The organism is Candidatus Pseudomonas auctus, from assembly GCF_048654275.1.
GTDB lineage: Bacteria > Pseudomonadota > Gammaproteobacteria > Pseudomonadales > Pseudomonadaceae > Aquipseudomonas > Aquipseudomonas pharyngis.
In genome coordinates, this window is the sequence record NZ_JBJYZK010000011.1 from 176,975 (window position 1) to 203,950 (window position 26,976).

26 protein-coding genes are annotated in these 26,976 nt (G+C 61.2%); 19 read left to right on the forward strand and 7 right to left on the reverse strand.

The genetic code is table 11. The features are described from left to right. The first annotated feature begins 15 nt into the window (after nt 1–15). From ACKUG4_RS20500 to ACKUG4_RS20510, 3 genes are read left to right on the forward strand one after another with little or no spacing between them, the layout of a single operon-like run. Nucleotides 16–1,035 (forward strand): aminoglycoside phosphotransferase family protein, encoded by a 1,020-nt coding sequence (locus ACKUG4_RS20500; RefSeq protein ID WP_064599829.1) that lies wholly within the window; start codon nt 16–18, stop codon nt 1,033–1,035. Then, nucleotides 1,032–1,703 carry an N-acetylmuramate alpha-1-phosphate uridylyltransferase MurU gene (gene murU / locus ACKUG4_RS20505; RefSeq protein WP_064599827.1) on the forward strand — a complete coding sequence of 224 codons (672 nt, stop codon included), beginning with the start codon at nt 1,032–1,034 and terminating at the stop codon, nt 1,701–1,703. Before ACKUG4_RS20500 ends, murU begins: the two co-directional genes overlap by 4 nt. Nucleotide 1,704: 1 nt before the next feature. Next, nucleotides 1,705–2,472, forward strand: a complete 768-nt coding sequence (locus ACKUG4_RS20510; RefSeq protein ID WP_064599825.1) for a TerB family tellurite resistance protein — start codon at nt 1,705–1,707, stop codon at nt 2,470–2,472. A 48-nt stretch (nt 2,473–2,520) separates the two neighbouring features. On the opposite strand, the gene ACKUG4_RS20515 is transcribed toward ACKUG4_RS20510, so the two are convergent. Continuing rightward, on the reverse strand, nt 2,521–3,510 hold the full coding sequence (locus ACKUG4_RS20515) for an alpha/beta hydrolase family protein (RefSeq protein WP_210709704.1): 990 nt from the start codon (nt 3,508–3,510) through the stop codon (nt 2,521–2,523). A gap of 73 nt (nt 3,511–3,583) precedes the next feature. Here ACKUG4_RS20515 and ACKUG4_RS20520 point away from each other — a divergent pair, with 73 nt between their 5' ends. The 10 genes from ACKUG4_RS20520 (at nt 3,584) to trpE (ending at nt 15,923) form a co-directional block, all read left to right on the forward strand. Further along, complete coding sequence (locus ACKUG4_RS20520) at nt 3,584–5,983, forward strand: PAS domain-containing sensor histidine kinase (RefSeq protein WP_445434708.1); 2,400 nt, start codon at nt 3,584–3,586, stop codon at nt 5,981–5,983. Next, nucleotides 5,984–6,613, forward strand: a complete 630-nt coding sequence (locus ACKUG4_RS20525) for a response regulator (RefSeq protein WP_007959929.1) — start codon at nt 5,984–5,986, stop codon at nt 6,611–6,613. 218 nt (nt 6,614–6,831) lie between these two features. After that, nucleotides 6,832–7,956, forward strand: a complete 1,125-nt coding sequence (locus ACKUG4_RS20530; protein ID WP_007959931.1) for an ABC transporter ATP-binding protein — start codon at nt 6,832–6,834, stop codon at nt 7,954–7,956. Between the two features lie 48 nt (nt 7,957–8,004). Further along, complete coding sequence (locus tag ACKUG4_RS20535; protein ID WP_007959933.1) at nt 8,005–9,048, forward strand: ABC transporter substrate-binding protein; 1,044 nt, start codon at nt 8,005–8,007, stop codon at nt 9,046–9,048. Between the two features lie 141 nt (nt 9,049–9,189). After that, complete coding sequence (locus ACKUG4_RS20540) at nt 9,190–10,437, forward strand: ABC transporter permease (RefSeq protein WP_007959935.1); 1,248 nt, start codon at nt 9,190–9,192, stop codon at nt 10,435–10,437. A gap of 12 nt (nt 10,438–10,449) precedes the next feature. Further along, nucleotides 10,450–11,274: an ABC transporter permease gene (locus ACKUG4_RS20545; protein ID WP_085646878.1), complete on the forward strand. Its 825-nt coding sequence runs from the start codon at nt 10,450–10,452 to the stop codon at nt 11,272–11,274. 346 nt (nt 11,275–11,620) lie between these two features. Then, entirely contained in the window at nt 11,621–12,769 is a 1,149-nt protein-coding gene (locus ACKUG4_RS20550; RefSeq protein WP_085646877.1) for an iron-containing alcohol dehydrogenase, read from the forward strand. Nucleotides 12,770–12,883: 114 nt separating this feature from the next. After that, the gene (gene rpe, locus ACKUG4_RS20555; protein WP_007918813.1) at nt 12,884–13,558 is read left to right on the forward strand and encodes a ribulose-phosphate 3-epimerase; all 675 of its coding nucleotides are present in this window, start codon (nt 12,884–12,886) and stop codon (nt 13,556–13,558) included. Continuing rightward, entirely contained in the window at nt 13,555–14,373 is an 819-nt protein-coding gene (locus ACKUG4_RS20560) for a phosphoglycolate phosphatase (RefSeq protein ID WP_007956306.1), read from the forward strand. Before rpe ends, ACKUG4_RS20560 begins: the two co-directional genes overlap by 4 nt. A gap of 71 nt (nt 14,374–14,444) precedes the next feature. Continuing rightward, the gene (trpE, locus tag ACKUG4_RS20565; protein WP_210709702.1) at nt 14,445–15,923 is read left to right on the forward strand and encodes an anthranilate synthase component I; all 1,479 of its coding nucleotides are present in this window, start codon (nt 14,445–14,447) and stop codon (nt 15,921–15,923) included. A gap of 69 nt (nt 15,924–15,992) precedes the next feature. Here trpE and estP read toward each other — a convergent pair whose 3' ends face one another. Further along, nucleotides 15,993–17,903 (reverse strand): esterase EstP, encoded by a 1,911-nt coding sequence (gene estP / locus ACKUG4_RS20570; protein WP_445434709.1) that lies wholly within the window; start codon nt 17,901–17,903, stop codon nt 15,993–15,995. A 403-nt stretch (nt 17,904–18,306) separates the two neighbouring features. On the opposite strand from estP, the gene ACKUG4_RS20575 reads away from it, so the two are divergent. The 4 genes from ACKUG4_RS20575 to ACKUG4_RS20590 all read left to right on the forward strand — a co-directional run bounded on the left by ACKUG4_RS20575 (nt 18,307) and on the right by ACKUG4_RS20590 (nt 21,586). After that, a complete protein-coding gene (locus ACKUG4_RS20575; protein WP_085612915.1) occupies nt 18,307–18,900 on the forward strand; it encodes an aminodeoxychorismate/anthranilate synthase component II in 594 nt (197 codons plus the stop codon). A gap of 9 nt (nt 18,901–18,909) precedes the next feature. After that, nucleotides 18,910–19,959: an anthranilate phosphoribosyltransferase gene (gene trpD / locus ACKUG4_RS20580; RefSeq protein WP_064599810.1), complete on the forward strand. Its 1,050-nt coding sequence runs from the start codon at nt 18,910–18,912 to the stop codon at nt 19,957–19,959. Beyond that, nucleotides 19,956–20,792 carry an indole-3-glycerol phosphate synthase TrpC gene (trpC, locus tag ACKUG4_RS20585; protein ID WP_039768100.1) on the forward strand — a complete coding sequence of 279 codons (837 nt, stop codon included), beginning with the start codon at nt 19,956–19,958 and terminating at the stop codon, nt 20,790–20,792. The genes trpD and trpC overlap by 4 nt, the downstream gene beginning before the upstream one ends. A gap of 95 nt (nt 20,793–20,887) precedes the next feature. Continuing rightward, nucleotides 20,888–21,586, forward strand: coding sequence for a lipoate--protein ligase family protein (locus ACKUG4_RS20590; RefSeq protein WP_039768101.1), 699 nt, complete (start codon nt 20,888–20,890; stop codon nt 21,584–21,586). 10 nt (nt 21,587–21,596) lie between these two features. Here ACKUG4_RS20590 and crp read toward each other — a convergent pair whose 3' ends face one another. Next, on the reverse strand, nt 21,597–22,241 hold the full coding sequence (crp, locus tag ACKUG4_RS20595; protein ID WP_085646874.1) for a cAMP-activated global transcriptional regulator CRP: 645 nt from the start codon (nt 22,239–22,241) through the stop codon (nt 21,597–21,599). 236 nt (nt 22,242–22,477) lie between these two features. Here crp and ACKUG4_RS20600 point away from each other — a divergent pair, with 236 nt between their 5' ends. Together ACKUG4_RS20600 and speD are read left to right on the forward strand one after the other, a co-directional pair. Beyond that, on the forward strand, nt 22,478–22,900 hold the full coding sequence (locus ACKUG4_RS20600) for an OsmC family protein (RefSeq protein WP_016772921.1): 423 nt from the start codon (nt 22,478–22,480) through the stop codon (nt 22,898–22,900). 237 nt (nt 22,901–23,137) lie between these two features. Next, complete coding sequence (speD, locus tag ACKUG4_RS20605; RefSeq protein WP_085609101.1) at nt 23,138–23,932, forward strand: adenosylmethionine decarboxylase; 795 nt, start codon at nt 23,138–23,140, stop codon at nt 23,930–23,932. Nucleotides 23,933–23,993: 61 nt separating this feature from the next. Here speD and coq7 read toward each other — a convergent pair whose 3' ends face one another. From coq7 to ACKUG4_RS20625, 4 genes are all read right to left on the reverse strand, one after another. Continuing rightward, the gene (gene coq7, locus ACKUG4_RS20610) at nt 23,994–24,641 is read right to left on the reverse strand and encodes a 2-polyprenyl-3-methyl-6-methoxy-1,4-benzoquinone monooxygenase (RefSeq protein ID WP_007956317.1); all 648 of its coding nucleotides are present in this window, start codon (nt 24,639–24,641) and stop codon (nt 23,994–23,996) included. A gap of 107 nt (nt 24,642–24,748) precedes the next feature. Further along, the gene (locus ACKUG4_RS20615; RefSeq protein ID WP_007956318.1) at nt 24,749–25,087 is read right to left on the reverse strand and encodes a histidine triad nucleotide-binding protein; all 339 of its coding nucleotides are present in this window, start codon (nt 25,085–25,087) and stop codon (nt 24,749–24,751) included. A gap of 81 nt (nt 25,088–25,168) precedes the next feature. Next, on the reverse strand, nt 25,169–25,957 hold the full coding sequence (locus ACKUG4_RS20620) for an SDR family NAD(P)-dependent oxidoreductase (RefSeq protein ID WP_064599806.1): 789 nt from the start codon (nt 25,955–25,957) through the stop codon (nt 25,169–25,171). A gap of 61 nt (nt 25,958–26,018) precedes the next feature. Next, nucleotides 26,019–26,969 carry a DUF805 domain-containing protein gene (locus ACKUG4_RS20625; protein WP_445434710.1) on the reverse strand — a complete coding sequence of 317 codons (951 nt, stop codon included), beginning with the start codon at nt 26,967–26,969 and terminating at the stop codon, nt 26,019–26,021. Nucleotides 26,970–26,976: the final 7 nt, after the last annotated feature.

A 26,976-nucleotide genomic window follows, 5' to 3' on the forward strand; every position in this document is an offset into this window, starting at 1 on the left:
TCGGAGACCCTTGCAATGCCTGATCAAGATGTACGCTTGCAACACCTGAAAGTTTGGCTCGATGAACAGTTGGCAACCCTTTTTGCAGATCAGGGCTGGGGAGCCGTACCCCCGGCCACGTTGACCGCGGCCAGCAGCGACGCGAGTTTCCGCCGGTATTTCCGTTGGGAAGGCGCGGGTCGCAGCTTCGTCGTGATGGATGCGCCGCCGCCTCAGGAAAACTGCAAACCGTTCGTGGATATCGCCTTTTTGCTGGCGAAATCCGGTATCAACGTGCCGAAAATTTATGCCGAAGACCTCGAACGTGGCTTTCTTTTGCTCAATGACCTGGGAAACCAGACCTATCTGGACGTGATCGACAGCGAAAATGCCGACGCGTTATTCAGTGATGCCCTGCAAGCGCTGCTGGCTTTTCAGCAGTTGCCGATGGTGGCACCGCTGCCGAGCTATGACGTCGCGTTGTTGCGCCGCGAGCTGGAACTGTTTCCCGAGTGGTACGTGAAACGCGAGTTGGGCGTCGAGTTCGATGCAACCCAACAGCAGCAGTGGCAAAAGGTCAGCGAGCTGCTGATCGACAGCGCCCTGGCCCAGCCGAAAGTGCTGGTGCACCGCGACTACATGCCGCGCAACCTGATGCTCAGCGAGCCGAATCCCGGCGTGCTGGATTTCCAGGACGCGGTGTATGGCCCGGTGACCTACGACGTGACCTGCCTGTTCAAGGACGCCTTCCTCAGCTGGCCAGAAGAGCGTGTGCGCGGCTGGCTGGAAAGCTACTGGCAGCAGGCGTCAGCACTGAACATCCCGGTGCAGCCGGACTTCGAAGAGTTTCTGCGCGCCAGCGATCTGATGGGCGTGCAGCGTCATCTGAAAGTCATCGGCATCTTCGCCCGTATCTGCCATCGCGACGGCAAGCCGCGTTACCTCGGTGATGTGCCGCGTTTCTTCTCTTATATAGAAGCGGTCGTCGCCCGCCGTCCCGAGCTGGCGGATCTGCAGGCACTGCTCGCCAGCCTGCGTGGTGGAGTGACGGCATGAAGGCAATGATTCTGGCGGCCGGCAAAGGCGAGCGCATGCGCCCGCTGACCCTGACCACCCCCAAACCGCTGGTGCGAGCCGGTGGGGTGCCGCTGATTGAATATCACCTGCGTGCCCTGGCCGCAGCCGGTTTCAATGAGATCGTGATCAACCATGCCTGGCTCGGCCAGCAGATCGAAGATCATCTGGGCGATGGTTCGCAGTTCGGCGTGTCGATCCAGTACTCGCCGGAGGGCGAGCCACTGGAAACCGGCGGCGGCATTTTCCGCGCCTTGCCGCTGTTGGGCGACGACGCGTTTCTGGTGGTCAACGGTGACATCTGGACGGATTACGACTTCAGCGTGCTGCATCAGCCGATCACCGGACTGGCGCATCTGGTGCTGGCGGACAACCCGGCCCATCATCCGTCAGGCGACTTCACCCTGACCGACGGCCAGGTGCGTGATGGCCAGGCCGACGCGGCGACCCTGACCTACAGCGGCATCGCCGTGCTGCACCCGCAGTTGTTCGATGGCTGCAGCAACGGTGCCTTCAAACTGGCGCCGCTGCTGCGTAAAGCCATGGCGGAGGGGCAGGTGACCGGCGAGCGACTGAAAGGTCACTGGGTCGATGTCGGTACCCACGAGCGTCTGGCCGAAGCCGAAGCCTTGATAGAAGCGAGTCGCTGATATGTTGTGGCCAGGGACTCTGATTGGAGCCGGAGCGGGTTTTGCTATCGCGAGCATTCCGGGGGCCATGCTCGGGGCTTTGTTGGGGCAGGCGCTGGATCGGCGCCTGCATTTGCAGAGCTGGGGGCATTTGCGGGAAAAACTCGGCGGCCGGCCGATGCTGCGCAACGACGAACTGTTATTCGTGTTGCTCGGGCGTCTGGCCAAGAGCGACGGGCGGGTTACGGACGGTCACATCCAGCAGGCGCGGCATGAGATGCGCGCGCTGGAAATGAGCGAGCCGGCGCAGCGCCGGGCGATTGCCGCGTTCAATCGCGGCAAGTCCGGCAACGACAATCTGCGCGGTTATCTGCGTCGATTGAGCACTCAACCTCACGCGGCTGAAGGTGTATTGCGCGCCTGCTGGCGAATGGTCTTCGCCGATGGTCGGGCCGGCGTCAGCGAGCGGGAATTGCTGGCGCAGTGGGGCAAGTGGCTGGGCTGGACGACCCAGCAGATCCAGGCGCTGGCGGCGGACTACGAGCCACACAAGCGTCCGATCGTCAGCGCGGCGGTGAGCTATCAGGAAGCGATGCGCCTGCTCGGTGTCTCAGCCACCAGCGAACCGGCACAGATCAAACGCGCCTATCGGCGTCTGCTCAGCCGGCATCACCCGGACAAGGTGGCCGGGACGGGGGCCACGCCGGCGCAGGTGCGCGAGGCCACCGAGAGGACCCGCGAATTGCACAATGCCTACACGTTGATTCGCGAACGGCGGGACTTTCGCTAGGCATAAAAAAATCGCAGCGTTGGGCTGCGATTTTTTTTCTGCGCTTTGTCAGTCCGGGCTCTGCGGATTCAACCAGCCACGCACCCGGCGGAACAACTGCTCCTGTTCAGCCTTGTTGTCCGGCAGGGCCTTGAGTGCGACCTGACTGAACGCGGACGTCTTCAACCGTTTGCTGGCCTGCATGCGCTCCAGTGCTGCGTTGCGGTCCAGCGCTTTATCCATGTAGAAAATGTCCGCGGTCGGCAGCTTCAGGGTCGGCGTCAGTTCCACCAGTTGCGGTTGGGCCTTGGCCGGGGTCTGCGCGGCTACCAGGACCAGCTTCTCGACCTGCGAGTTTTGTCGCTCGCTCATGTAGCGCGCCGCCCAGTAAGCACCGGTGCCATGACCAAGTACGACAATGCTGCGCGCGCTCTGTTGTTCGGCGTAGGCCAGCGCGGCGTCGATGCGGGCGAAAATTCGCTCGGCGTCGGCCTTGGACTGTTCCTCGGAGGTTTCGGCAACGACCTTATCGGCCACATCGGCCTCGCCACCGGCGGCTTGTTCGATCGGCTCGGCGGTGGTCGAATCCTTGCTGCCGGGGTCAGCGGTTTTCGCTGCGGCGGGGGCTTCGACCACGCGCGGCGCGATGGCATCGCTTTGCAGATCGGGCAGGGTGATACTCAGGCTGCTCCACTCGACGTCCGGCAACTTGCGGCGCAACGGGCCGATCGCCTGGGGCCAGTCAGCGGTTTCTCCGGCACCGGGAATGAGGATCACCGCGCCTTTGGGTTCGGCGGTGTTGGCCGGTTTCCACAGGGCAAGGAAGGTGTCGCTGCCCGCTTGCAGTTGCTGTTGTTCCTGGGCTGGAACCTTGCGTTCGAGTGCCGCGGCTTCTTCCTGACTACGCTCAAGCAGTGGCTGGCGTTCGACCGGTTTTTCTTCGGCGGCTTTTTCTGCGGCGGGGGCGGGCGCCGGATCCGCGGCTTCGACGGAAAACGCACAAGGCAGGATCAGCGACAGGCACAATGCTGGCATTGCCAGGCGATAGACAGGGGGCATCGGTTATTCCAGGCCAGAAGTTATCCCGGCAGCCTAATGGGTTGGTCAGAATTTGTCAGTGTATGAGACTTCAATGATGCGTTTTTGCTGCCTGTGGGTTATCGGCTGTCTGGCGTTTCCCTTGATGGGCTGGGCGGCGCCTGCGCCACCGAGCCACCTCGCGCGGTTATCGGCGAGCGAACAACAGTGGCTCGCACAGCACAATGAATTGCGCGTGGGCCTGGTGCTGCAGGCGCCGTACGCGCAATACGACCGGCGGTTGCAGCGGCTGTCGGGGGCCAACGTCGAAGTGATGAAAGCCTTGGCCCGTGCGCTGAATGTCGAGCTGAGCTGGCGCAACTTTCAGGATCTGGCACAACTCGAGGCCGCTGCCCGGGACGGCGAAATCGACATCGCCCCAGGCCTGACCCAGACTCCGGGCGGGCTGCGTCTGTGGCAGTTTTCCGATCCGTACATGCGCGTGCCGCAACTGGTGGTCAGCGACCAGAAAAGCAGCGCGACCGTGGAGCTGGAAAAACTCGACAGCCAGACCCGCGTCGCCGTGCGCATGCCCGGCGTCACCGCCGATTATCTGCGCGGCAACTATCCGCACCTGAATCTGCAAGGCGTACCGATGGAGCGTCAGGCGCTGCAACTGTTGCTGAGTCAGCAGGCGTCCTACGCGGTGGTCGATGAGGCGCAGCTCGGGCGGCTGTCGGCGGAACCGGAGTTTGCCGGGCTGGTGGTGGTCGGTGACATCGGTCTGCCGCAACTGCTGCGCATCGGCACCCGTCGCGACTGGCCGGAACTGGCCGGGATCGTCGAGAGTGCCTTGCGCGCAATCCCGGCCAAGGATCTGGAGCGCCTGCATGCGCAATGGCTGCAACCCAAGTACCCACGGCTATCCGAGTCGCCGGGCTTTTGGCAGAACCTGAGCCTGTTGTTCGCGGTGTTGCTGCTCAGTTGCGTAGCCATCGTCTTCTGGCAGCGCCGCCAGCAGCGCAGTCTTGAACAGCGCCTGCTCGACGCGCGTGAAGACATCGCCCTGCGCGCCGCCAGCGAAGAGGCCTTGCGCCTGACCCAGTTTTCCATCGATCAGAGCACCGTCGGCATTCTCTGGGTCAATTGGGACAGCCATGTGCGCTACGCCAATCGCGCGGCAGAAAACATGCTTGGTTATCCACAGGGCGCGATCATCGACCGGCCGTTGATCGACTTTGAGCCGGGGCTGCACATGGATCGCTGGCTCAACCTGTGGAAACGCGCCCGAGCCAGCGAAGAAGGGCCACTTAGTTTTGAAGCCAACTGTGTGCGGGCCGATGGCAGTGTGCTGCCGGCGGACGTGTCGCTGAGCTTCCTGCGTTTTCGCGATGGCGAATACCTCGTGGTTTATCTCACCGATGTCACCGAGCGTCGTCGTGCCCTGGCTGCGTTGCAAGAAAGTGAGGCGCGGTTGCAAGGCATCGCGGCCAATGTGCCGGGGCTGGTGTTCCGTCTCGAGCGTGCACCGGTAACCGGGCAGATCGACTTTGCCTACATCAGCGAGGGCAGCGAAAGTCTGGTCGGCTACGCGCCGGCCGCCATCGCCCATCGCGACATGGGACTTCGCAGTCTGGTGCATCCGGATGACCGGGCCGCTTATCACCAGACTCAGGACCAGGCGCTGGACACCGACAGCGACTGGTCGTGGCAGGGCCGGATTCTCACGCGCCAGGGCGAGCAGCGCTGGGCTGAGATCAAGGCCATCACCCGTCAGCTGGAGGGCGGTGCCTATGTTTGGGACGGCATTGTCTGGGACATCACCGAAAGCAAACGCATCGAACTGGAGCTGGCGGCCTCCCGCGAACAACTGCGCGAACTGTCGGCGCACCTGGAAAGCGTGCGGGAAGAGGAAAAGGCGCGCATCGCCCGGGAGGTTCACGATGAACTGGGGCAGATGCTGACGGTGCTGAAACTGGAAACGTCGATGTGCGAACTGGCCTACGCGCAACTCGACCCGGGTCTGAACGAGCGCTTGAACAGCATGAAGCGCCTGATTGCCCAGTTGTTCCAGCTGGTGCGGGATGTGGCGACGGCGCTGCGCCCGCCGATTCTCGATGCCGGGATCGCCTCGGCCATCGAGTGGCAGGCGCGGCGGTTCGAGGCGCGCACGCAGATTCCGTGTCTGGTGCAGGTGCCGGACAACCTTGCGCCGCTCAGCGACGCCAAGGCCATCGGCCTGTTCCGTATTCTTCAGGAGGCATTGACCAACGTCATGCGCCATGCTCAGGCGCATACTGTGGAACTGACGCTGACGCAGGAAGGCAACGAATTGTGTCTGACGGTCAGCGATGATGGCGTAGGATTTGTCGCCGCTGCCGGCAGGCCGACATCCTTTGGACTGGTGGGCATGCGCGAGCGGGTGTTGATCATGGGCGGGCAGCTGTCACTCGACAGCGAGCCGGGCGAGGGCACCACGCTGAGCGTGCGGGTGCCACTGGATGAGGAGAAGTAAGTGATCCGTGTACTGGTAGCCGAAGACCACACCATCGTTCGCGAAGGCATCAAGCAATTGATCGGCCTGGCCAAGGATCTGCAAGTGGTGGGGGAGGCGAGCAACGGCGAGCAATTGCTGGAAACCCTGCGCAATGTGCCCTGCGAAGTGGTGTTGCTGGACATCTCGATGCCCGGCGTCAACGGGCTCGAAGCGATTCCACGAATCCGCGCGCTGAACCATCCGCCGGCGATTCTGGTGCTGTCGATGCACGACGAAGCACAAATGGCCGCCCGGGCGCTGAAGGTCGGCGCCGCCGGTTATGCCACCAAGGACAGCGATCCGGCGCTGCTGCTGACGGCGATTCGCAAAGTGGCGGCGGGCGGGCGCTACATCGACCCGGAGCTGGCCGACCGCATGGTCTTCGAAGTCGGCCTGACCGATGCGCGACCACTGCACTCGTTGCTGTCGGAGCGCGAATTCTCGGTGTTCGAACGCCTGGCGCAAGGCGCTAACGTCAACGACATCGCCCAGCAACTGGCCCTGAGCAGCAAGACCATCAGCACCCACAAGGCGCGGCTGATGCAGAAACTCAACATCACTTCGCTCGCCGAGCTGGTGAAGTACGCGATGGAACACAAGCTGCTCTGAGCGGCATATCCAATAGCGACAGGCACTTTTGCCGGTTCTGACGGCTTGAGCCCCGACCCATGCGGCGGGTTTGCCAAAACGCGCCATCCTTGTAGGGCAATCCCTACCCCCGGCCTTCCATCCGGCTGAGGCGATTCTCTCCTGCGCCCCGATTTGCGTGACTGCAAGCAGCCACTAGGCTTAATCCCACAGCAGTCATCAATAACAAAGGTGTGGGTATGAGCCAGGTCGAATCAAACGCAGGGGCCAGCGATGTGCTGGTCAGCTTTCGTGGAGTGCAGAAGAGCTACGACGGCGAGAACCTGATCGTCAAAGACCTCAACCTGGACATTCGCAAGGGCGAATTCCTCACCTTGCTCGGGCCGTCCGGCTCGGGCAAGACCACCAGCCTGATGATGCTCGCCGGTTTCGAAACGCCGACCGCCGGTGAAATCCTCCTCGCCGGGCGGGCGATCAACAACGTGCCGCCGCACAAACGCGACATCGGCATGGTGTTCCAGAACTACGCGCTGTTCCCGCACATGACCGTCGCCGAAAACCTCGCGTTCCCGCTGACCGTGCGTGGCCTGAACAAGAGCGACGTCAGCGACAAGGTCAAGAAAGTCCTGAGCATGGTCCAGCTTGATGCGTTCGCATCGCGTTATCCGGCGCAATTGTCCGGCGGTCAGCAACAACGTGTGGCTTTGGCCCGTGCGCTGGTGTTCGAGCCGCAACTGGTGTTGATGGACGAACCCCTCGGCGCCCTCGACAAACAGCTGCGTGAACACATGCAGATGGAAATCAAACACCTGCACCAGCGCCTCGGCGTGACCGTGGTCTACGTGACCCACGACCAGGGCGAAGCCCTGACCATGTCCGACCGTGTTGCCGTCTTCCATCAGGGCGAAATCCAGCAGATCGCCCCGCCGCGCACCCTCTACGAAGAACCGAAAAACACCTTCGTCGCCAACTTCATCGGCGAGAACAACCGCCTCAACGGTCGCCTGCTCAGTCAGAACGGCGAGCGCTGCGTGGTCGAGCTGGGGCGCGGGGAAAAGGTCGAGGCGCTGGCGGTCAACATCGGCCAGACCGGCGAGCCGGTCACTCTGTCGATCCGGCCGGAGCGCGTCAGCCTCAACGGTTCGAGTGACCAATGCGTCAACCGCTTCTCCGGGCGGGTGGCCGAATTCATCTATCTGGGCGACCACGTCCGGGTGCGCCTGGAAGTCTGCGGCAAGACCGACTTCTTCGTGAAACAACCGATTGCCGAGCTCGATCCAGCGCTCGCGGTCGGTGACGTGGTTCCGCTTGGCTGGCAGGTCGAGCACGTTCGTGCGCTCGACCCTCTTCTAGAGGCGCATTAAGCGCCCCGGCAATACCAACACCAACCCTGCACGTGGAGAGAACAATAAATGTTGAGATCCCTGAAGTTCACAGCCCTGACCCTGGGCCTGATGGGTGCGGCAAGCGCAATGGCCGCCGGCCCGGATCTGACCGTGGTGTCGTTTGGCGGGGCGAACAAGGCGGCGCAAGTCAAAGCCTTCTACGCACCGTGGGAAGCGGCGGGCAACGGCAAGATCGTCGCTGGTGAGTACAACGGTGAAATGGCCAAGGTCAAAGCCATGGTCGACACCAAGAGCGTGTCCTGGGATCTGGTAGAGGTTGAATCGCCGGAACTGTCCCGTGGCTGCGACGAAGACATGTTCGAGCAACTGGATCCTGCGCTGTTCGGCAAGTCCGAAGACTACGTCAAAGGCGCGATCCAGCCGTGCGGCGTGGGCTTCTTTGTGTGGTCGACCGTGCTGGCCTACAACGCCGACAAGCTGAAAACCGCACCGACCAGCTGGGCGGATTTCTGGGACACGAAAAAATTCCCGGGCAAGCGCGGCCTGCGCAAAGGCGCCAAGTACACCCTCGAATTCGCACTGATGGCCGACGGCGTTGCGCCGAAAGACGTGTACAAGGAACTGGCCAGCAAGGGCGGTCAGGATCGCGCATTCAAGAAACTGGATGAGCTGAAACCGAACATCCAGTGGTGGGAAGCCGGCGCCCAGCCGCCGCAATACCTCGCTTCCGGTGACGTGGTCATGAGCTCGGCCTACAACGGTCGTATCGCTGCGGTGCAGAAAGAATCCAATCTGAAAGTGGTGTGGAACGGCGGTATCTACGACTTCGATGCGTGGGCCATCCCGAAAGGTCTGGACGCCAAGCGTGCCGAAGCGGCGAAGAAATTCATCGCGTTTTCGGTGCAGCCGCAACAGCAGAAGACCTACTCGGAAAACATCGCCTACGGTCCGGCCAACTCTCAGGCAGTGCCATTGCTGGACAAGGCAATCCTGAAAGACATGCCGACCACCCCGGAAAACATCGCCAACCAGGTGCAGATCGACGTCAGCTTCTGGGCTGACAACGGCGAGCAACTGGAGCAGCGCTTCAATTCCTGGGCTGCGAAGTAACCAGAGGGCTTGCCCTCCTGTGGGAGCGAGCCTGCTCGCGATTGCGGCGTGTCAGTCGGCATCAATGTTGAATCCGAAGGCGCTATCGCGAGCAGGCTCGCTCCCACATTCTCGATTGATCAAAGATTTGCGGAGTACGTCATGGCCATCGCCGTTCCCCTGAACGAGGGCAACAGCCCCACCTTGAAGCAGCGGCTCAAGCACGCCGAGCGGGTCAACCGCTGGAAGGCCCAGGCGCTGATCGCGCCGCTGGTGCTGTTTCTGTTGCTGGTGTTCCTGGTGCCGATCGTGGCGCTGCTCTATAAAAGTGTCGGCAACCCGGAAGTGGTTGGCGGCATGCCGCGCACCGTAACCGCGATTGCTGCGTGGGACGGCCGAGGCCTGCCCGCCGAACCGGTCTATAAAGCTGCCAGCGAAGACCTCGCCGAAGCGCGGAAAAACCAGACCCTGGGCGATCTGTCCAAGCGCCTGAACATGGAGTTGGCCGGCTATCGCAGCCTGCTGACCAAAACCGCCCGCTCGCTGCCATTCGCCAGCGAACCGGCCTCTTATAAAGAAGCACTGGAAGGCCTCGACGAGCGTTGGGGCGATCCGGCCTACTGGCAAGCGGTGAAGCGCAACACCAGCAGCATCACCCCGTTCTACTTGCTGGCAGCAGTGGATCACCGCATCGACGACCTCGGCGAAATTGCTCCGGCGACCCCGGATCAGGCGATCTACCTCGACATCTTCGCCCGGACTTTCTGGATGGGCCTGATCATCACCGTGATCTGCCTGGTGCTGGCCTATCCGCTGGCGTACCTGCTGGCCAATCTGCCTTCGCGTCAAAGCAACCTGCTGATGATTCTGGTGTTGCTGCCGTTCTGGACCTCGATCCTGGTGCGGGTCGCTGCGTGGATCGTTTTGCTGCAATCCGGCGGTTTGATCAACAGCGCATTGATGGCGATGGGCATCATCGATAAACCGCTGGAGCTGGTGTTCAACCGCACCGGGGTCTACATCTCGATGGTGCACATCCTGCTGCCGTTCATGATCCTGCCGATCTACAGCGTGATGAAAGGCATCTCGCCGACCTACATGCGTGCTGCGATTTCCCTGGGTTGCCATCCGTTCGCCAGTTTCTGGCGGGTGTATTTCCCGCAGACCTACGCCGGTGTCGGCGCCGGTTGCCTGTTGGTGTTCATCCTCGCCATCGGCTACTACATCACCCCGGCGCTGCTCGGCAGCCCGAACGATCAGATGGTCAGCTACTTCGTCGCGTTCTACACCAACACCAGCATCAACTGGGGCATGGCCACCGCACTGGGCGGGCTGTTGCTGCTGGCGACCGTGGTGCTTTATCTGATCTACAGCTGGCTGGTAGGCGCCAGTCGCCTGCGCCTGAGCTAAGGGGAATTTGAAATGCTGAGTCCTTATATGTCGCCCGTCGAGCGGGTGTGGTTCTACAGCTTGCGGATCCTCTGCGGCTTGATCCTGTTGTTCCTGATCCTGCCGGTGCTGGTGATCGTGCCGCTGTCGTTCAACTCGGGCAGTTTTCTGGTGTACCCGCTGCAGGGCTTTTCGCTGCAGTGGTACCACGACTTCTTCGCCTCGGCGGAATGGATGCGCGCGTTGAAGAACAGCATCATCGTCGCCCCGGCCGCGACCGTGCTGGCGATGGTGTTCGGCACGCTGGCGGCCATCGGCCTGACCCGTGGCGACTTTCCCGGCAAGCCGCTGGTGATGGCGCTGGTGATTTCGCCGATGGTGGTGCCGGTGGTGATCATCGGTGTGGCCAGTTACCTGTTCTTCGCGCCGCTGGGCCTGGGCAACAGTTTCTTCTCGCTGATCGTTGTGCACGCGGTGCTCGGTGTGCCGTTTGTGATCATCACGGTGTCGGCGACGTTGCAGGGTTTCAACCATAACCTGGTGCGGGCGGCGGCCAGTCTTGGTGCTTCGCCATTGACCACGTTCCGCCGGGTGACTTTGCCGCTGATTGCGCCGGGGGTAATTTCCGGGGCGCTGTTTGCCTTCGCAACCTCGTTCGATGAAGTGGTGGTGACGTTGTTTCTTGCAGGTCCCGAGCAGGCGACGCTGCCACGGCAGATGTTCAGCGGGATTCGCGAGAACCTGAGCCCGACGATTGCGGCGGCTGCGACGTTGTTGATTGCCTTCTCGGTGATTCTGTTGCTGACGCTGGAATGGTTGCGTGGGCGGAGTGAAAAACTGCGTACTGCTCAGGTTTAGTGTTCGGCTTGAGATCGTTACCCCCTCACCCCAACCCTCTCCCCCAAGGGGGCGAGGGGAAAGGGAGCAGATATTCGTGCAGTTCAGAATCTGTGTTCGACTTGAGGAAGGGAGCTGATCTACACGCTTTTCAAAACCTGAGTTCGACTCGGTAATTCAGGTCGGTGTATAGCGAAAACTCACCACGGTCAGTCCCCTCTCCCTACGGGCGGTCCGACGTTTCGGGAGGGTTAGGGTGAGGGCGCTCTTGATCTTGCCTCCGTCATTCACACCCTGAATACCAGACAACCCGAATTCCCCAGCTACGCTTGTGCTCAGCTCCCACATCTATAAGAGGCTGCGCACGATGAGTCTTTCCTCGTTCAAGATTGCTCACAAACTGATCACCGGCGCCGGGGCCATCGAGCAACTGGCGGCCGAGCTAACGCGGCTGGATATAGACAACCCGCTGATCGTCACCGATGCCGCGCTGGTCAAGTCCGGGACTGTAGAGCTGGCGCTGGCGCAGATCGGCCAGCGTGAATATGAAATCTTCGACCGCGTGTTGCCCGATCCGGAAATCGCCATCGTCGAGGACTGTATGCGTGTCTACCGAGAGGGCGGGCATGACGGTCTGATCGGCCTCGGTGGCGGCAGTGCCATCGACATCGCCAAGAGCGTTGCGGCGTACGCCGGTTATCACGGCGCGCTGGAGGATCTGTTCGGCGTCGATCAGGTGCCGCGCAAGGGCCCGCCGCTGATCGCCATCCCGACCACGGCCGGCACCGGTTCCGAAGTGACCAACGTCGCGATTCTTTCGGACAAGGTCGCCCAACTGAAGAAAGGTATCGTCAGCGACTACCTGTTGCCGGATGTGGCGCTGGTCAGTCCGCAGATGACCCTGACCTGTCCGCGCAGCGTTACCGCCGCCAGTGGTGTCGATGCGCTGGTGCATGCCATCGAATCCTACCTGTCGCTGAATGCCTCGCCGATCACCGATTCGCTGGCCATCGGCGCAATCAAGTTGATCGCCCGGTCCTTGCCCAAGGCCTACGCCAATCCCTCCAACCTGCAAGCCCGAGAGGACATGGCCACCGCCAGCCTGATGGCCGGTATGGCGTTCGGCAATGCCGGGGTCGGCGCGGTGCATGCGCTGGCGTATCCACTGGGCGGGCGTTTCAACATTGCCCACGGCGTCAGCAATGCGTTGCTGCTGCCGTATGTCATGACCTGGAACAAGATGGCCTGTGTCGAACGGATGCAGGATATTGCCGAAGCCATGGGGGTGAAGACCGCTCATTTGAGTCTCAATGAAGCGGCCGACAGCGCCGTCGCCGCGATGACCGAGCTCTGTGCGGCGGTGGAAATCCCGCTGGGTCTGCGCAGTTTCGGCGTGCCCGAAGAAGCGATCCCGGCCATGGCGGTAGAGGCCGCGGGAATCGAGCGCCTGATGCGCAACAACCCGCGCAAGCTCAGCGCCGCCGACATCGAGAAGATCTACCGGGCGGCGTACTGAGAACCCGCCGGTCATCGGTCATGGCACAACCCAATCATCGCGGTCACGGTGCGCGCGCGGAAACTTGAGGTATACAATGCGCGCCATCGTGATTTAGCTCAGAAAAGGTGCGTCATGCAGCCCTTCGTTATTGCTCCGTCGATTCTTTCCGCCGACTTCGCCCGCCTGGGCGAGGAAGTGGACAACGTTCTGGCCGCCGGTGCCGACTTCGTCCACTTCGATGTCATGGACAACCACTACGTACCGAACCTGACCATCGGCCCGATGGTCTGCGCCGCGCTGCGCAAGTACGGCGTGACCGCGCCGATCGACGCCCACCTGATGGTCAGCCCGGTGGATCGCATCGTCGGCGACTTCATCGAAGCCGGCGCCACCTACATCACCTTCCACCCGGAAGCCACGCTGCACGTCGATCGTTCGCTGCAACTGATCCGTGAAGGCGGCTGCAAATCCGGCCTGGTGTTCAACCCGGCGACCCCGCTGGACGTGCTCAAGTACGTGATCGACAAGGTCGACATGGTCTTGCTGATGAGCGTCAACCCGGGCTTCGGCGGGCAGAAATTCATCCCCGGTACCCTCGACAAGCTGCGTGAAGCCCGCGCGATCATCGATGCCTCGGGCCGTGACATCCGCCTGGAAATCGACGGCGGCGTCAACGTCAACAACATCCGCGAAATCGCTGCCGCTGGCGCCGACACCTTCGTGGCCGGCTCGGCGATCTTCAATGCGCCGAACTATCAGGAAGTCATCGACAAGATGCGTTCCGAATTGGCGCTGGCTCGCCCATGAGCGGTTTTGAGCAGCTGTTCCCGGGGCAACTGCCGCGGTTGGTGATGTTCGATCTGGATGGCACGCTGATCGATTCGGTACCCGACCTGGCGGCGGCTGTGGATAACATGCTGCTCTCGCTCGGGCGCAAGCCTGCCGGTATCGAGTCGGTACGCGAGTGGGTCGGCAACGGTGCGCCGGTGCTGGTGCGCCGCGCATTGGCCGGCGGCATCGATCATTCCTCCGTGGATGACGTCGAAGCCGAGCATGCGCTGGAGGTTTTCATGGAGGCCTACGGCGCCAGCCATGAGCTGACCGTGGTCTATCCCGGCGTGCGCGACACCCTGAAATGGCTGCACAAGCAGGGCGTGGCCATGGCGCTGATCACCAACAAGCCGGAGCGCTTCGTCGCGCCGCTGCTGGATCAGATGAAGATCGGCCGCTACTTCAAGTGGATCATCGGCGGCGATACCCTGCCGCAGAAGAAGCCCGATCCGGCGGCGCTGTTCTTCGTCATGAAGATGTCCGGCATTCCGGCCTCGCAATCGCTGTTCGTCGGCGATTCGCGCAGCGACGTGCTGGCGGCGAAAGCGGCGGGGGTCAAATGCGTTGGGCTCAGTTATGGCTACAACCATGGCCGGCCGATTGCCGAGGAATCCCCGGCGCTGGTGATCGACGATCTGCGCAAGCTAATTCCCGGTTGCCTGGATACGGCCGCTGAGATAACGTTGCCCGACGCTTCTCAATCCCCTTCTGGAAACGCCATCGTGGTGGTCACCCGCAAACTCTGGATGAAAGTCATCAAGGCCCTGGCCCGCTGGCGTTGGCGCGCCTGACTTGTTCCTGGCCGGCCTGCCGGCGCGTTTGCACACCTGACTGATTTGCCCCTCACACCACGAGGCACCCTATGATCCGCGAAGAATTCCTGCGTCTGGCCGCTGACGGCTACAACCGCATTCCGCTGGCCTGCGAAACCCTGGCCGACTTCGACACCCCGCTGTCGATCTACCTGAAACTGGCCGACCAGCCCAACTCCTACCTGCTCGAATCGGTACAGGGCGGCGAGAAATGGGGCCGTTACTCGATCATCGGCCTGCCGTGCCGCACCGTGCTGCGGGTTCACGACCATCACGTGAGTATCACCGTCGATGGCGTCGAGACCGAAAGCCACGACGTCGACGATCCGCTGGCCTTCGTCGAAACCTTCAAGGCCCGCTACAACGTGCCGACCATTGCCGGTCTGCCGCGCTTCAACGGCGGTCTGGTGGGTTACTTCGGTTACGACTGCGTGCGTTATGTAGAGAAGCGCCTCGGCAAATGCCCGAATCCGGATCCGCTGGGCGTGCCGGACATTCTGCTGATGGTCTCCGATGCGGTGGTGGTGTTCGACAACCTCGCCGGCAAGATGCACGCGATCGTGCTGGCCGACCCGGCGCAGGCCGATGCCTACGAGCAGGGTCAGGCGCAATTGCAGCAACTGCTGGAAAAACTGCGTCAGCCGATCACCCCGCGCCGTGGCCTGGATTTCAGCAAGCAGCAGGCGGCCGAGCCGGTGTTCCGCTCCAGTTTCACCCAGGACGACTACGAAAAAGCCGTCGACACCATCAAGGAATACATCCTCGCCGGTGACTGCATGCAGGTGGTGCCGTCCCAGCGCATGTCGATCGACTTCAAGGCAGCGCCGATCGATCTGTACCGCGCACTGCGTTGCTTCAACCCGACGCCGTACATGTACTTCTTCAACTTCGGCGATTTCCACGTCGTCGGCAGTTCGCCCGAAGTGCTGGTGCGAGTAGAAGACAACCTGATCACCGTGCGCCCGATTGCCGGCACCCGTCCTCGCGGGGCCACCGAAGAGGCGGACGTGGCGCTGGAAGAAGACCTGCTGTCCGACGACAAGGAGATCGCCGAGCACCTGATGCTGATCGACCTCGGTCGCAACGACACCGGGCGCGTATCGGAGATCGGCTCGGTGAAGCTCACCGAGAAGATGGTGATCGAGCGTTATTCCAACGTGATGCACATCGTGTCCAACGTCACCGGTCAGTTGAAAGCCGGGCTGACGGCGATGGACGCACTGCGGGCGATCCTGCCGGCGGGCACCTTGTCCGGTGCGCCGAAGATCCGGGCGATGGAAATCATCGACGAGCTGGAGCCGGTCAAGCGTGGCGTGTATGGCGGCGCGGTCGGGTACTTCGCCTGGAACGGCAACATGGACACCGCGATTGCGATCCGTACCGCAGTGATCAAGAACGGCGAACTGCACGTGCAGGCCGGTGGCGGCATCGTCGCTGACTCGGTGCCGGCGCTGGAATGGGAAGAAACCATCAACAAGCGCCGGGCGATGTTCCGTGCCGTTGCGCTGGCAGAGCAAACCCCGGACTGAGTGATTGCTGATTCAGCCAAAAAAAACGCGGCGCCTGTGAGGGCGCCGCGTTTTTTTATGGCCTGCGAATCAGAAGTCGAGCGCTACGCCGACGTTGATCCCTTGCTGGGTAAAGTCGTCATCCTTGCGGATGTCGTAGCTGGCGCGCAATGCCAGATCCTTGGTGAGGTTGTGGCTCACGCCGAGGTTCAGGCGGTTCAGGTTGGTCTGCGGGGCATAGCCGGCCAGGGTATAGCGGTTGTTCGGCAGGCTATTGAGGTTCATCGTCACATTCTGGGTGTCGTCGTTGTACTCGCGCTCATGGGCCAGTTCGCCGAACACCTGGGTCTGCGAGGTGATCTGGTACTTGCCCTGGATCCCGAGGCCGAGACGCCGGGAAATGCGCGACTGGTCATCGAACGTCAGTGCCGTGGAGTCGGCGCCATTTTCCGAGTAGCCATCGACTTCAACCTTGGCGAAATCGGCGCTGACGAATGGCGACAGGTGCCATGGGCTGCTCGCTTCTGGCGCAATGTCGTAACCCACGCGACCGCTGAGGGCCAGCACATAGCCGTCGGTATCGCCTTTCTCGCCGCGTTCGTTGACCCCCAGCTGGAATTTGCGTTTGAGGCTGTCGTAATCCAGATGCCCGGCGGTCACGGCGGCGTCACCCCACCAGCGGTTCTGCTGGTACTGGGCGAATGCGGTGCCCAGATAAGTGTTCAGCTTGTAGTCCGAGTCGTTGTCGCCGGCCTCGAGTTTCTGATTGTAGAAACCGCCCGCCACGCCCACGCGCCATGCGTCGTTGAGGCGGTAGCTGCCGCCGATGTTCAGGTTGTAACCGTTGCCGTCGGCGCTGGCGCCGCTGCGTTGGCTGTCGAAGTCCTGATGCTGGCCGCCGCCGGCGACAATCGCCCGCCATTGGCCCACGGCCTGCCAGTTTTCCCAATCTGCCAGCCACTGGTTGCGCAGCTCATCCTGATGCGAGCGCAGGGTGCCTTGGGCCATTTGCGGCAACAGGGTCGCTTCCCATGGCGCGGCCAGCAGTGAGTAAGCGTAATCGGCGATCAGGCGCTGCCCGGCTTCTGTTGGGTGAACGGCGTCGTTGTAGATCAGCTTGGTCGGATCCGGGGTGGCGCTGTTGATCCCGTACCGCGCGTTCTCCGTGCAGCTGTTGCCGCTGAAGCAGGTGCCGACCAGATTCTGGTCAGTTGCCAGGCCGAACTGCGCCGGATTGGCGAATGCCTCTTTGAGCAGAACCGGGACGTTCAGCGGGATGACGTTGGCATTGACGCTCTGCAACTGGCTGACCAGTTCGGTGTTGAACTGGGCGCTGAGTTGCGAGGTGAAGGCCTGCAGCGGTGAACCGTTGATGGCCGGAGTCAGGCCGATGTCCGGCAGCAGCCAGACCATGATGTAGCGGGCGCCGGCACCTTGCAGCGTGCGTACGCTGTCGACCAGTCGATCAGCGGCGGCATTCGCCTGAGTCAGGCTGGTGACGCGGCCCTGGAGGAAATCGTTGCCGCCCCCGGTCAGGTAATACAGTGCATTCGGGTCGGCACGGAAACCGTTCGACGGCAGATAACCGGCGCGGGTACGTTCACCAGTGGCGGACTGGCTGGTGATCGAGTCGAGAATCTGGTCGGTACGATAGCCGCCCACGGCCCAGTTGTTACCGTCCGGCTGGCCTTGGCCGGCACGTACCGCTGAGGACGAGGAGGCGGTTTGATCCGGTGTGAAGCCAAGTCGGCCACCGAGCAGTTGCGTCGAGTTCAGCGAGCGGAGTTCACCGCTGCCGTCCAGATACACCGGACCGGTGCGGTTGGTGTAGCGCTGCGTGGCGCCGGCCGGGCCGCCGCTGTCAGTGAAAGTCCCGGCATCGCTCAGGCTGTCACCGAAGACCACGAAATTCGAATAAGGATTGGGTGCGGCGTTCGCCTGGGCGCAGGCCATCGCGAGCAGGCATCCGGCGAGCGGTACAAACAACGTCTGTTTGATCATGAGCAAGTCCGTTTATTTATTGTTGTAGTGAACGAAACGACAGTACCAAAAACTTCCGGCGATTTGCCATCGGTCGTCAACCCTCCCATTGTTTTATCCCCCACGGCCCCGGCCATATTGCACGCTCCGCCCAGCTAAGTTACTGTGCCGAAACGTATGAACGAGACCTTCCCCGTGTTGATCACCAGCAAACTTCTGGATCAAGTCATCAAGGCACACGCCCGCTGGCGTTGGCGCGCCTGAATCTATTCTGCCGGCCCCGCCGGATCTGTATCGCTTTGCCTTCCTTGCCCGTTTGAAATGCCGCTGTGCCGACGCGACCTGCGCGTCTGAACGTGTGCAGCGCCCTGGCAAGTCATCCGAAGGCTGTCTTCAAGTCAGAATTCAAGAGGTTCGAAACGCCATGTTGCTGATGATCGACAACTACGACTCCTTTACTTACAACGTTGTGCAATACCTCGGCGAGCTGGGTGCCGAGGTCAAGGTGGTGCGCAACGACGAACTGACCATCGCCGAAATCGAAGCGCTCAAACCTGAGCGCATCGTCGTATCCCCGGGCCCGTGCACACCGACCGAAGCCGGCATCTCCATCGAAGCCATCAAGCACTTCGCCGGCAAACTGCCGATCCTCGGCGTTTGCCTCGGTCACCAGTCCATCGGTCAGGCTTTTGGCGGCGATGTCGTCCGCGCCCGGCAGGTGATGCACGGTAAGACTAGCCCGGTATTCCACGAGGACAAGGGCGTGTTTGCCGGTCTGAACCGTCCGCTGACCGTCACCCGCTATCATTCCCTGATCGTCAAACACGAAACGTTGCCCGATTGTCTGGAGCTGACCGCGTGGACCCAGCACGATGACGGTTCGGTCGACGAAATCATGGGCCTGCGTCACAAGACCCTGAACATCGAGGGCGTACAGTTCCACCCGGAATCGATCCTCACCGAGCAGGGCCATGAACTGTTCGCCAACTTCCTCAAACAAACCGGCGGCACGCGCTAAGGACTTTCCATGAATATCAAGACAGCCCTGAGCCGTATCGTCGATCATCTCGACCTCAGCACCGATGAAATGCGCGACGTGATGCGCGAAATCATGACCGGCCAATGCACGGATGCGCAGATCGGCGCGTTCATGATGGCCATGCGCATGAAGAGCGAGAGCATCGACGAGATCGTCGGCGCCGTGTCGGTGATGCGCGAACTGGCGGACAAGGTCGAACTCAAGACCCTCGACGGCGTGGTCGATGTGGTCGGCACCGGCGGTGACGGGGCGAATATTTTCAACGTGTCGACCGCGTCTTCCTTTGTGGTCGCTGCTGCTGGCTGCACCGTGGCCAAGCACGGTAACCGTGCGGTGTCGGGCAAGAGCGGCAGTGCCGACCTGCTGGAAGCCGCCGGCATCTACCTCAACCTGACCCCGGTTCAGGTGGCGCGCTGCATCGATAACGTCGGCATCGGTTTTATGTTTGCCCAGACTCACCACAAAGCCATGAAGTACGCCGCCGGCCCGCGCCGCGATCTCGGTCTGCGCACCCTGTTCAACATGCTCGGCCCGCTTACGAATCCGGCCGGTGTGAAACATCAGGTGGTGGGCGTGTTCACCCCGGCGCTGTGCCGGCCGTTGGCTGAAGTCTTGCAGCGTCTGGGCAGCAAGCACGTGCTGGTGGTGCATTCGAAGGACGGTCTGGACGAATTCAGCCTGGCGGCGCCGACCTTTGTCGCCGAGCTGAAAGACGATCAGATCTCCGAGTATTGGGTCGAGCCGGAAGATCTGGGCATGAAGAGCCAGAGCCTGCATGGCCTGTCGGTCGAAGGCCCGGAAGCGTCGCTGGCGCTGATCCGCGATGCACTGGGCAAGCGCAAGACCGAGAACGGCCAGAAGGCTGCCGAAATGATCGTGCTCAATGCCGGTGCGGCGCTGTACGCCGCCGACCTGGCGACAAGTCTGAAAGAGGGCGTGGCACTGGCCCACGACGCTCTGCACACCGGTCTTGCTCGGGAAAAACTCGAGGAGTTGGGTGCCTTTACCGCGGTATTCAAAGTGGAGAATGAGGGATGAGTGTACCGACGGTTCTGGAAAACATTCTGGCCCGCAAGGTTCAGGAAGTCGCCGAGCGTAGCGCTCGTGTGAGCCTGAGCGAGCTGGAAAGTCTGGCCAAGGCGGCCGATGCACCCCGTGGTTTTGCCCAGGCATTGCTGGCGCAGGCCAAGAAGAAACAACCGGCGGTCATCGCCGAAATCAAGAAGGCGTCGCCGAGCAAAGGCGTGATCCGCGAGAACTTCGTTCCCGCCGAGATCGCCAAAAGCTACGAGAAGGGCGGGGCGACCTGCCTGTCGGTGCTGACCGATATCGACTATTTCCAGGGCGCCGATGCCTACCTGCAACAGGCCCGCGCTGCGTGCTCGCTGCCGGTGATCCGCAAGGATTTCATGATCGATCCGTACCAGATCGTCGAAGCCCGTGCCTTGGGCGCCGATTGCGTGTTGTTGATCGTCTCCGCGCTGGATGACGTGAAAATGGCCGAACTGGCGTCGGTGGCCAAAGATGTCGGCCTCGATGTGCTGGTGGAAGTGCACGACGGCGATGAGCTGGAACGCGCGTTGAAAACCCTCGACACGCCGCTGGTCGGAGTCAACAACCGCAATCTGCACACCTTTGACGTGAGTCTGGAAACCACCCTCGACTTGCTGCCGCGCATTCCGCGTGATCGCCTGGTCATCACTGAGAGCGGCATCCTCAATCGTGCCGATGTCGAGTTGATGGAAATCAGCGATGTCTATGCGTTCCTGGTCGGCGAAGCGTTCATGCGCGCCGAAAGCCCGGGCATCGAACTGCAGCGTCTGTTCTTCCCGGAGCGCGGCGTTCCGGTGAGTGGTTCGACCCTCGACTGATCAAGTCTTCGCAGGCGCCCGTCCCTTGTGGGAGCGGGTTTGCCCGCGAAGGCGGCATAAGATTCACCTCAGACTCAACGTCCTATGGAAACCTTATGATCCCCACTTCCCTGACCATCGAAGCCGGCCTGCAAGCCGAACAGGATCTGCTGGCCTCGGTCTGCGCCGGCGATGCCGAATTCGGTCTGCTGTTCTGGCAGCCCAGCGACCGCGCTTTGGTCATGCCGCGCCGTTTGAATCGCCTCTCCGGATTCGATCACGCCTGCGAAGTCTCCGCTGCGGCCGGTTGGCCGGTGTTGCTGCGTGAAACCGGTGGCGAACCGGTTCCGCAATCGGCGTCGACCATCAATATTGCACTGGTCTACGCACCGCCTCGCAGCGAAGGCGATCTGAACCGCATCGAAACCGGTTACCGGCGGCTGTGCGATCCGATCTGTGAGTTGCTGGATGAGTTGGGTGGCACTTCGTCGTTGGGTGAAATCGACGGTGCGTTTTGCGACGGTCGCTTCAACGTCAATCTCGACGGTCGCAAGATGGTCGGCACCGCTCAGCGCTGGCGCCAGAGTCAGGGTGGTCAGCGTCCGGTGGGGTTGGTGCACGGGGCGATGCTGGTGGATGACGAACGTGAGTCGATGGTCGCGGCGGTCAACCGATTCAACGAGGCGTGTGGCCTGGAGCAGCGGGTGCGTGCCGCCAGCCACATCGCTCTGCACGAAAAATTCCCGGCGCCCCATGCACTGGCACGCCTTGATGAACTCTTTCGTTTGATGCTGGCGCAGATCTACGCCGGCTGAGATTGAGAACTCAGCGAGTGCCGAAGACCACCATGGTCTTGCCTTTCACATCGACCAGGTTGCGTTCTTCAAGATCCTTGAGCACGCGACCGACCATCTCTCGCGAACACCCGACGATCCGGCCGATTTCCTGACGGGTCACCTTGATCTGCATGCCGTCCGGGTGAGTCATGGCGTCCGGTTGCTTGCACAGCTCCAGCAGGCAGCGAGCGACACGGCCGGTAACGTCGAAGAACGCCAGGTCGCCGACCTTGCGTGTGGTGTTGCGCAGACGTTGTGCGATTTGTCCGCTGAGCACGTAGAGAATGTCCGGATCCTGTTGCGACAATTCGCGGAACTTGGCGTAGCTGATTTCCGCGACTTCGCATTCAACCTTGGCCCGCACCCAGGCGCTGCGCTGCTGTTCCTGGCCGGCCTCTTCGAAAAGACCCAGCTCGCCGAAGAAGTCCCCGGCATTCAGGTACGCGATGATCATTTCGCGGCCGTCGTCGTCCTCGATCAGGATCGTGACCGAACCGCGGATGATGAAATACAGAGTGTCGGAGCGATCTCCGGCGCAGATGATGTTGCTCTTGGCCGGGTGACGGCGGCGCTGGCAATGCATCAGCAGCTTGTCGAGGTTCTTGATTTTGGGTGTGGGGGTAATACCAACCATGGTTGTATCCCGAAAAGACTGCACGGTTATATTTGGTTTTTATATGAGGCGCTGAGGCGGTCGCTACACAGTCTGGCGAAGGCGCCAGTGAATTGGCGCCAGCTTACCAGACACTTCGTCGAAATTTCGAGAAATCACCTACGTTAAAGGTGCATTCGTCCTAGGAACCTGCTCGCTGTCCGGGCAGGGCCCTGTGCTAAGCTGGCGACCCTTTTTTCTACAGTGGAGTCTTGGCGATGAAGGCACGCATCCAATGGGCTGGCGAAGCCATGTTCCTCGGCGAATCCGGCAGCGGTCATGTCGTGGTCATGGACGGTCCGCCGGACGCCGGTGGTCGTAACCTGGGTGTCCGCCCGATGGAAATGCTCCTGCTGGGTGTCGGCGGTTGCAGCAATTTCGACGTGGTCAGCATTTTGAAGAAGTCCCGTCAGGCCGTTGAAAGCTGCGAAGCCTTTCTGGATGCCGAACGCGCGACCGAAGATCCGAAAGTGTTCACCAAGATCCACATGCACTTCGTGGTCAAGGGGCGGGGTTTGAAAGAAGCCCAGGTCAAACGCGCCATCGAACTGTCTGCGGAGAAGTATTGCTCGGCCTCGATCATGCTCGGCGCGGCTGGCGTAGCGATCACCCACGACTACGAAATCGTTGAACTCGGCTGAGCCGACATTCAACTATCATAAAAGCAGTGCAGACTCTGGCGATCCCCCGCTGACGTCTGCATAATGCGCCACTTTTTTCAGGGCCGTGATCAGTCAATCGACGGGTCATCCGCCTGAACAGATAACCAAAATCGCCATCGCGAAGAGGTGTTAACCGTCCTACGCAGGTGCGTTGTTCGCACTTGACGGGCATGCTTGATCACGCGGCCGTGCCGCATACATAGAGAGTTTTTAACGGTGAAAAGCAAACTCAAGCTCCACGGGTTCAATAACCTGACAAAGACCTTGAGCTTCAACATCTATGACATCTGCTACGCGGAAACCCCGCAAGACCAGCAGGCTTACGTCGAGTACATCAATCAAGAGTACAACGCCGAACGCCTGACGCAGATCCTCACGGAAGTTGTCGAAATCATTGGTGCCAACATTCTGAACATTGCGAGTCAGAACTATGAGCCTCAGGGTGCCAGCGTCACGATTCTGATCTCGGAAGAGCCGGTGACCCCCACCGAAAGCCAGATCGAAGAGTCCCCGGGCCCATTGCCCGAAATCATCCTGGCCCACCTCGACAAGAGCCACATCACGGTGCACACCTACCCGGAAATCCATCCGGATGCCGGTATCGCGACCTTCCGTGTGGACATCGATGTGTCGACCTGTGGTGTCATTTCACCGCTCAAAGCGCTCAACTTCCTCATTCACCAGTTCGATTCGGACATCGTGACCGTGGATTACCGTGTGCGCGGCTTCACCCGTGACGTTGAAGGCAACAAGCACTTCATCGACCACGAGATCAACTCGATCCAGAACTACCTTTCCGATGACACTCGCGACGCGTACCAGATGACCGACGTGAACGTGTACCAGGAAAACCTGTTCCACACCAAAATGCTGCTGAAGAACTTCGAACTGGACAACTACCTGTTCGGCGATGCCACCAGCAACCTGTCTTCCGAGCAACGCGCTCAGGTGACCGAGCGTGTGAAACACGAAATGCTGGAAATCTTCTACGCGCGCAATATGCCGAGCTAAGAAATCCGGGCACAAAAAAAGGCGACTGCTTTGCGGCAGTCGCCTTTTTTACGGGCGTTTTTCAGATCCGGTAAGTGCTCTTGGTCATCACTTTGGCCAGCAGGCTCATGCCGAACTTCACCGGCGCCGGAAAGCGGAAGCCGCCGGCCTCCAGTGCGCTTTCCGCGTGATGTTCTTCATCTATGCGCATCTGTTCCAGAATCGCCCGGGATTTTTCGTCCTCGGCCGGCAGTTGCTCCAGATGCTCGTTCAGATGCTTGCAGACCTGATGCTCGGTCGCCGCGACAAATCCGAGGCTGACCTTGTCGCTGATCAGCCCGGCGACTGCGCCGATCCCGAACGACATGCCGTAGAACAGTGGGTTGAGCACGCTGGTGTGACTGCCCAACTGGTGAATGCGCTGTTCGCACCAGACCAGATGATCGATCTCTTCTTCAGCCGCATGCTCCATGGCCTCGCGCACCTGCGGCAGCTTGGCGGTCAGCGCCTGGCCCTGATACAGCGCCTGGGCGCAGACTTCGCCGGTGTGGTTGATGCGCATCAGACCGGCGACGTGGCGGGTGTCTTCATCGCTCATCTGCACATCGGGCTGCACGATCGCTGGCGACGGACGGTACGGCTGGCCGCTGAAGGGCAGCAAGGTACGCATCGCAGCATCGGCTTGCAGCAGAAGACGATCAATGGGCGAGTAGTGACGTTGGGTAGTCATGCTGACCTCCGGGAAGAATCTCGGCGGCCAGTTTAACCGAATCGGCCGGGGAAGGTTTGCGCTGGGTCATGTGGGAGCGGGGCGCTCCCACCGATCTCTGGGTTCAATCAGCCCGGCGGCCAGTTCATCTGGCGTTGACCGAGAACGTGCATGTGAATGTGGTAGACCGTCTGCCCGCCCATTTCATTGCAGTTCATCACCACCCGGAAGCCTTCCTCGCAGCCCAGCTCCAGCGCCAGACGCTGGGCGGTGAACAGGATATGCCCGGCCAGTGCCTTGTCGTCTTCGGTCAGGTCATTGAGGGTGCGCACCGGTTTCTTCGGGATCACCAGAAAATGCACCGGTGCCTGTGGGGCGATATCGTGGAACGCCAGAACCTGGTCGTCCTCGTAAATGATCTTCGCCGGGATTTCCCGGTTGATGATCTTGGTGAACAGAGTATCCACAGCTGTTTTCTCCGTTGTTTGGGCTGGCCTGAGTGTACTCATAGGGTGATAAGGCCGCCCAGTGTTTTGCCGTAGGACTTTTCAGCGCGGGCAGTAAGCCTTGTTGACCATGCCGATAATCGTGCGATTGAGCCAGCGCGAACCGAGCCGTGGCAGAAAGGCGAACCAGCGGTTTCGGCGTCCGGGAATGATGATTGCGCGGTTTTTCTCCAGGGCGCGCACGGTATACAGCGCGACCTCCTCGGGGCTCATCAGCAATTTGCTGGCGTTGAGTTTGTCGTTGTTCAGTTGCGCGGTTCGAAAGAACGCGGTGCGGGTCGGACCGGGGCAGAGCACCGACACTTTGACCGCACACTTCTTCAATTCCACCCGCAGTGCTTCCGAGAAGTGCAGAACATACGCCTTGCTGGCGTAGTAGGTGCTCATCCAGGGCCCAGGGTTGAAGGCCGCCACCGACGCGACATTGAGAATCTGTCCGCCACCCTGCAACGCCATGCTGTTGCCGATGGCATGGCAGAGGCGGGTGAGGGCGAGGATGTTCACTTCGATCAGGTCCTGTTCGGTCATCCAGTCCTGGGCCAGAAACGGGCCGCAAGTACCGATGCCGGCGCAATTGACCAGCAGATCGATCTGCCGATCGCCTTCTTCCAGCTCCAGCAGGAAACCGGACAGGCGCAGCGGCTCACCGAGGTCGCAGGCGCGGAACAGCACCTCCACGCCGAAGCGTTGGGTCAGTTCAATCGCAATGCTTTCCAGCTGATCACGCTGGCGAGCCACCAGAATCAGGCTTCGGCCACGGCGCGCCAGGGCTTCGGCCATGGCCAGGCCGATGCCACTGGAGGCGCCGGTGATCAGAGCGTAACGGGTCATGCAAATCTCCATCGCAACAGCGCCGCGCCGTGGACTCAGGTGTCACGGCGGGGAGCGTTGTTCATTCTTTCGCAGAGTCTACAGGGGCGAGAGCAGCTTCGGCTGCATCGTCTGCCGAATTCGCGGCCGGCTCGACTTCGACATCGATTTCATCGGTGGTCACCGAACCGCTCTCATAGCTGCTTTCAAGACTGCTTTCGTATTCCTGCTGGATGGCGGTAATCCCACCCAGCAAGCCGCCCATGAAAAACAGCCCGATAAACACGATCCACAAAGAGCACAGCACTTTGACTGCCGTACTGTTCGGCGGAGGTGGTGGGCCATAGCGGTTGGCGCCGGTATTGCCCGGCACGACCATGATAACCAGCGGGAAGAAGCTGCCCACGAAAGGCACCAGCGTCAGCAGCCAGAGCCAGCCGGACCAGCCAATATCGTGAAGGCGCTGGATGCTGAACAGGATCCCGACAATCGCGAAGGCCAAAAACAGGAAGAAGGCGAGGAGGCCGCCGATGATCAGGCCGGTGGTCGAGTCGGCGCTCACCAGGCCCAGGCCGATCAGCGCGAATACGCTGACGATTGGCAGGGCGACCAGGCTCAACACCATCGACCATGCCAGATAACGCAAACGGCCGATCCGGCCTTCAACGCTGAGTGGCTTGAGAGGCGCGAATGCCGGCAGGCTTTCACCGACGGCGGCGCGAGGAGGCGCGTAAGGCGAGTCGGGCTCCGTCACAGCGGCACTTTGCTCGTGGACATCCGAAAGATTCAGTTCGATGGGTGTTTCCGTTTCGATCCGGGCATCGATTCCGGTCTTGCCCAGCGCTTGCAGATAAGTCTGCGCATCGCTGTGGGACAGATCACGCTTGAGTGCGACGGTGCGGCCATTGAACAGACGCTCGATGGCGGCAACATCGCTTTTGAACAGATCGGCCAGGTTGAGCTTGGCCGTGGTGACATCGACGCCGGGCTGGAGCGCGCCGTCGAAAACGATCTTGTAACGGGGTTCGCTCATGGCCGAG

What these genes read in the sequence shown, in the direction of transcription:
- ACKUG4_RS20500 (WP_064599829.1), top strand. Translation starts at nt 16, where the DNA reads ATGCCTGATCAAGATGTACGCTTGCAACACCTGAAAGTTTGGCTCGAT.
- murU (WP_064599827.1), top strand. Translation starts at nt 1,032, where the DNA reads ATGAAGGCAATGATTCTGGCGGCCGGCAAAGGCGAGCGCATGCGCCCG.
- ACKUG4_RS20510 (WP_064599825.1), top strand. Translation starts at nt 1,705, where the DNA reads ATGTTGTGGCCAGGGACTCTGATTGGAGCCGGAGCGGGTTTTGCTATC.
- ACKUG4_RS20515 (WP_210709704.1), bottom strand. Translation starts at nt 3,510, where the DNA reads ATGCCCCCTGTCTATCGCCTGGCAATGCCAGCATTGTGCCTGTCGCTG.
- ACKUG4_RS20520 (WP_445434708.1), top strand. Translation starts at nt 3,584, where the DNA reads ATGATGCGTTTTTGCTGCCTGTGGGTTATCGGCTGTCTGGCGTTTCCC.
- ACKUG4_RS20530 (WP_007959931.1), top strand. Translation starts at nt 6,832, where the DNA reads ATGAGCCAGGTCGAATCAAACGCAGGGGCCAGCGATGTGCTGGTCAGC.
- ACKUG4_RS20535 (WP_007959933.1), top strand. Translation starts at nt 8,005, where the DNA reads ATGTTGAGATCCCTGAAGTTCACAGCCCTGACCCTGGGCCTGATGGGT.
- ACKUG4_RS20540 (WP_007959935.1), top strand. Translation starts at nt 9,190, where the DNA reads ATGGCCATCGCCGTTCCCCTGAACGAGGGCAACAGCCCCACCTTGAAG.
- ACKUG4_RS20545 (WP_085646878.1), top strand. Translation starts at nt 10,450, where the DNA reads ATGCTGAGTCCTTATATGTCGCCCGTCGAGCGGGTGTGGTTCTACAGC.
- ACKUG4_RS20550 (WP_085646877.1), top strand. Translation starts at nt 11,621, where the DNA reads ATGAGTCTTTCCTCGTTCAAGATTGCTCACAAACTGATCACCGGCGCC.
- rpe (WP_007918813.1), top strand. Translation starts at nt 12,884, where the DNA reads ATGCAGCCCTTCGTTATTGCTCCGTCGATTCTTTCCGCCGACTTCGCC.
- ACKUG4_RS20560 (WP_007956306.1), top strand. Translation starts at nt 13,555, where the DNA reads ATGAGCGGTTTTGAGCAGCTGTTCCCGGGGCAACTGCCGCGGTTGGTG.
- trpE (WP_210709702.1), top strand. Translation starts at nt 14,445, where the DNA reads ATGATCCGCGAAGAATTCCTGCGTCTGGCCGCTGACGGCTACAACCGC.
- estP (WP_445434709.1), bottom strand. Translation starts at nt 17,903, where the DNA reads ATGATCAAACAGACGTTGTTTGTACCGCTCGCCGGATGCCTGCTCGCG.
- ACKUG4_RS20575 (WP_085612915.1), top strand. Translation starts at nt 18,307, where the DNA reads ATGTTGCTGATGATCGACAACTACGACTCCTTTACTTACAACGTTGTG.
- trpD (WP_064599810.1), top strand. Translation starts at nt 18,910, where the DNA reads ATGAATATCAAGACAGCCCTGAGCCGTATCGTCGATCATCTCGACCTC.
- trpC (WP_039768100.1), top strand. Translation starts at nt 19,956, where the DNA reads ATGAGTGTACCGACGGTTCTGGAAAACATTCTGGCCCGCAAGGTTCAG.
- ACKUG4_RS20590 (WP_039768101.1), top strand. Translation starts at nt 20,888, where the DNA reads ATGATCCCCACTTCCCTGACCATCGAAGCCGGCCTGCAAGCCGAACAG.
- crp (WP_085646874.1), bottom strand. Translation starts at nt 22,241, where the DNA reads ATGGTTGGTATTACCCCCACACCCAAAATCAAGAACCTCGACAAGCTG.
- ACKUG4_RS20600 (WP_016772921.1), top strand. Translation starts at nt 22,478, where the DNA reads ATGAAGGCACGCATCCAATGGGCTGGCGAAGCCATGTTCCTCGGCGAA.
- coq7 (WP_007956317.1), bottom strand. Translation starts at nt 24,641, where the DNA reads ATGACTACCCAACGTCACTACTCGCCCATTGATCGTCTTCTGCTGCAA.
- ACKUG4_RS20620 (WP_064599806.1), bottom strand. Translation starts at nt 25,957, where the DNA reads ATGACCCGTTACGCTCTGATCACCGGCGCCTCCAGTGGCATCGGCCTG.
- ACKUG4_RS20625 (WP_445434710.1), bottom strand. Translation starts at nt 26,969, where the DNA reads ATGAGCGAACCCCGTTACAAGATCGTTTTCGACGGCGCGCTCCAGCCC.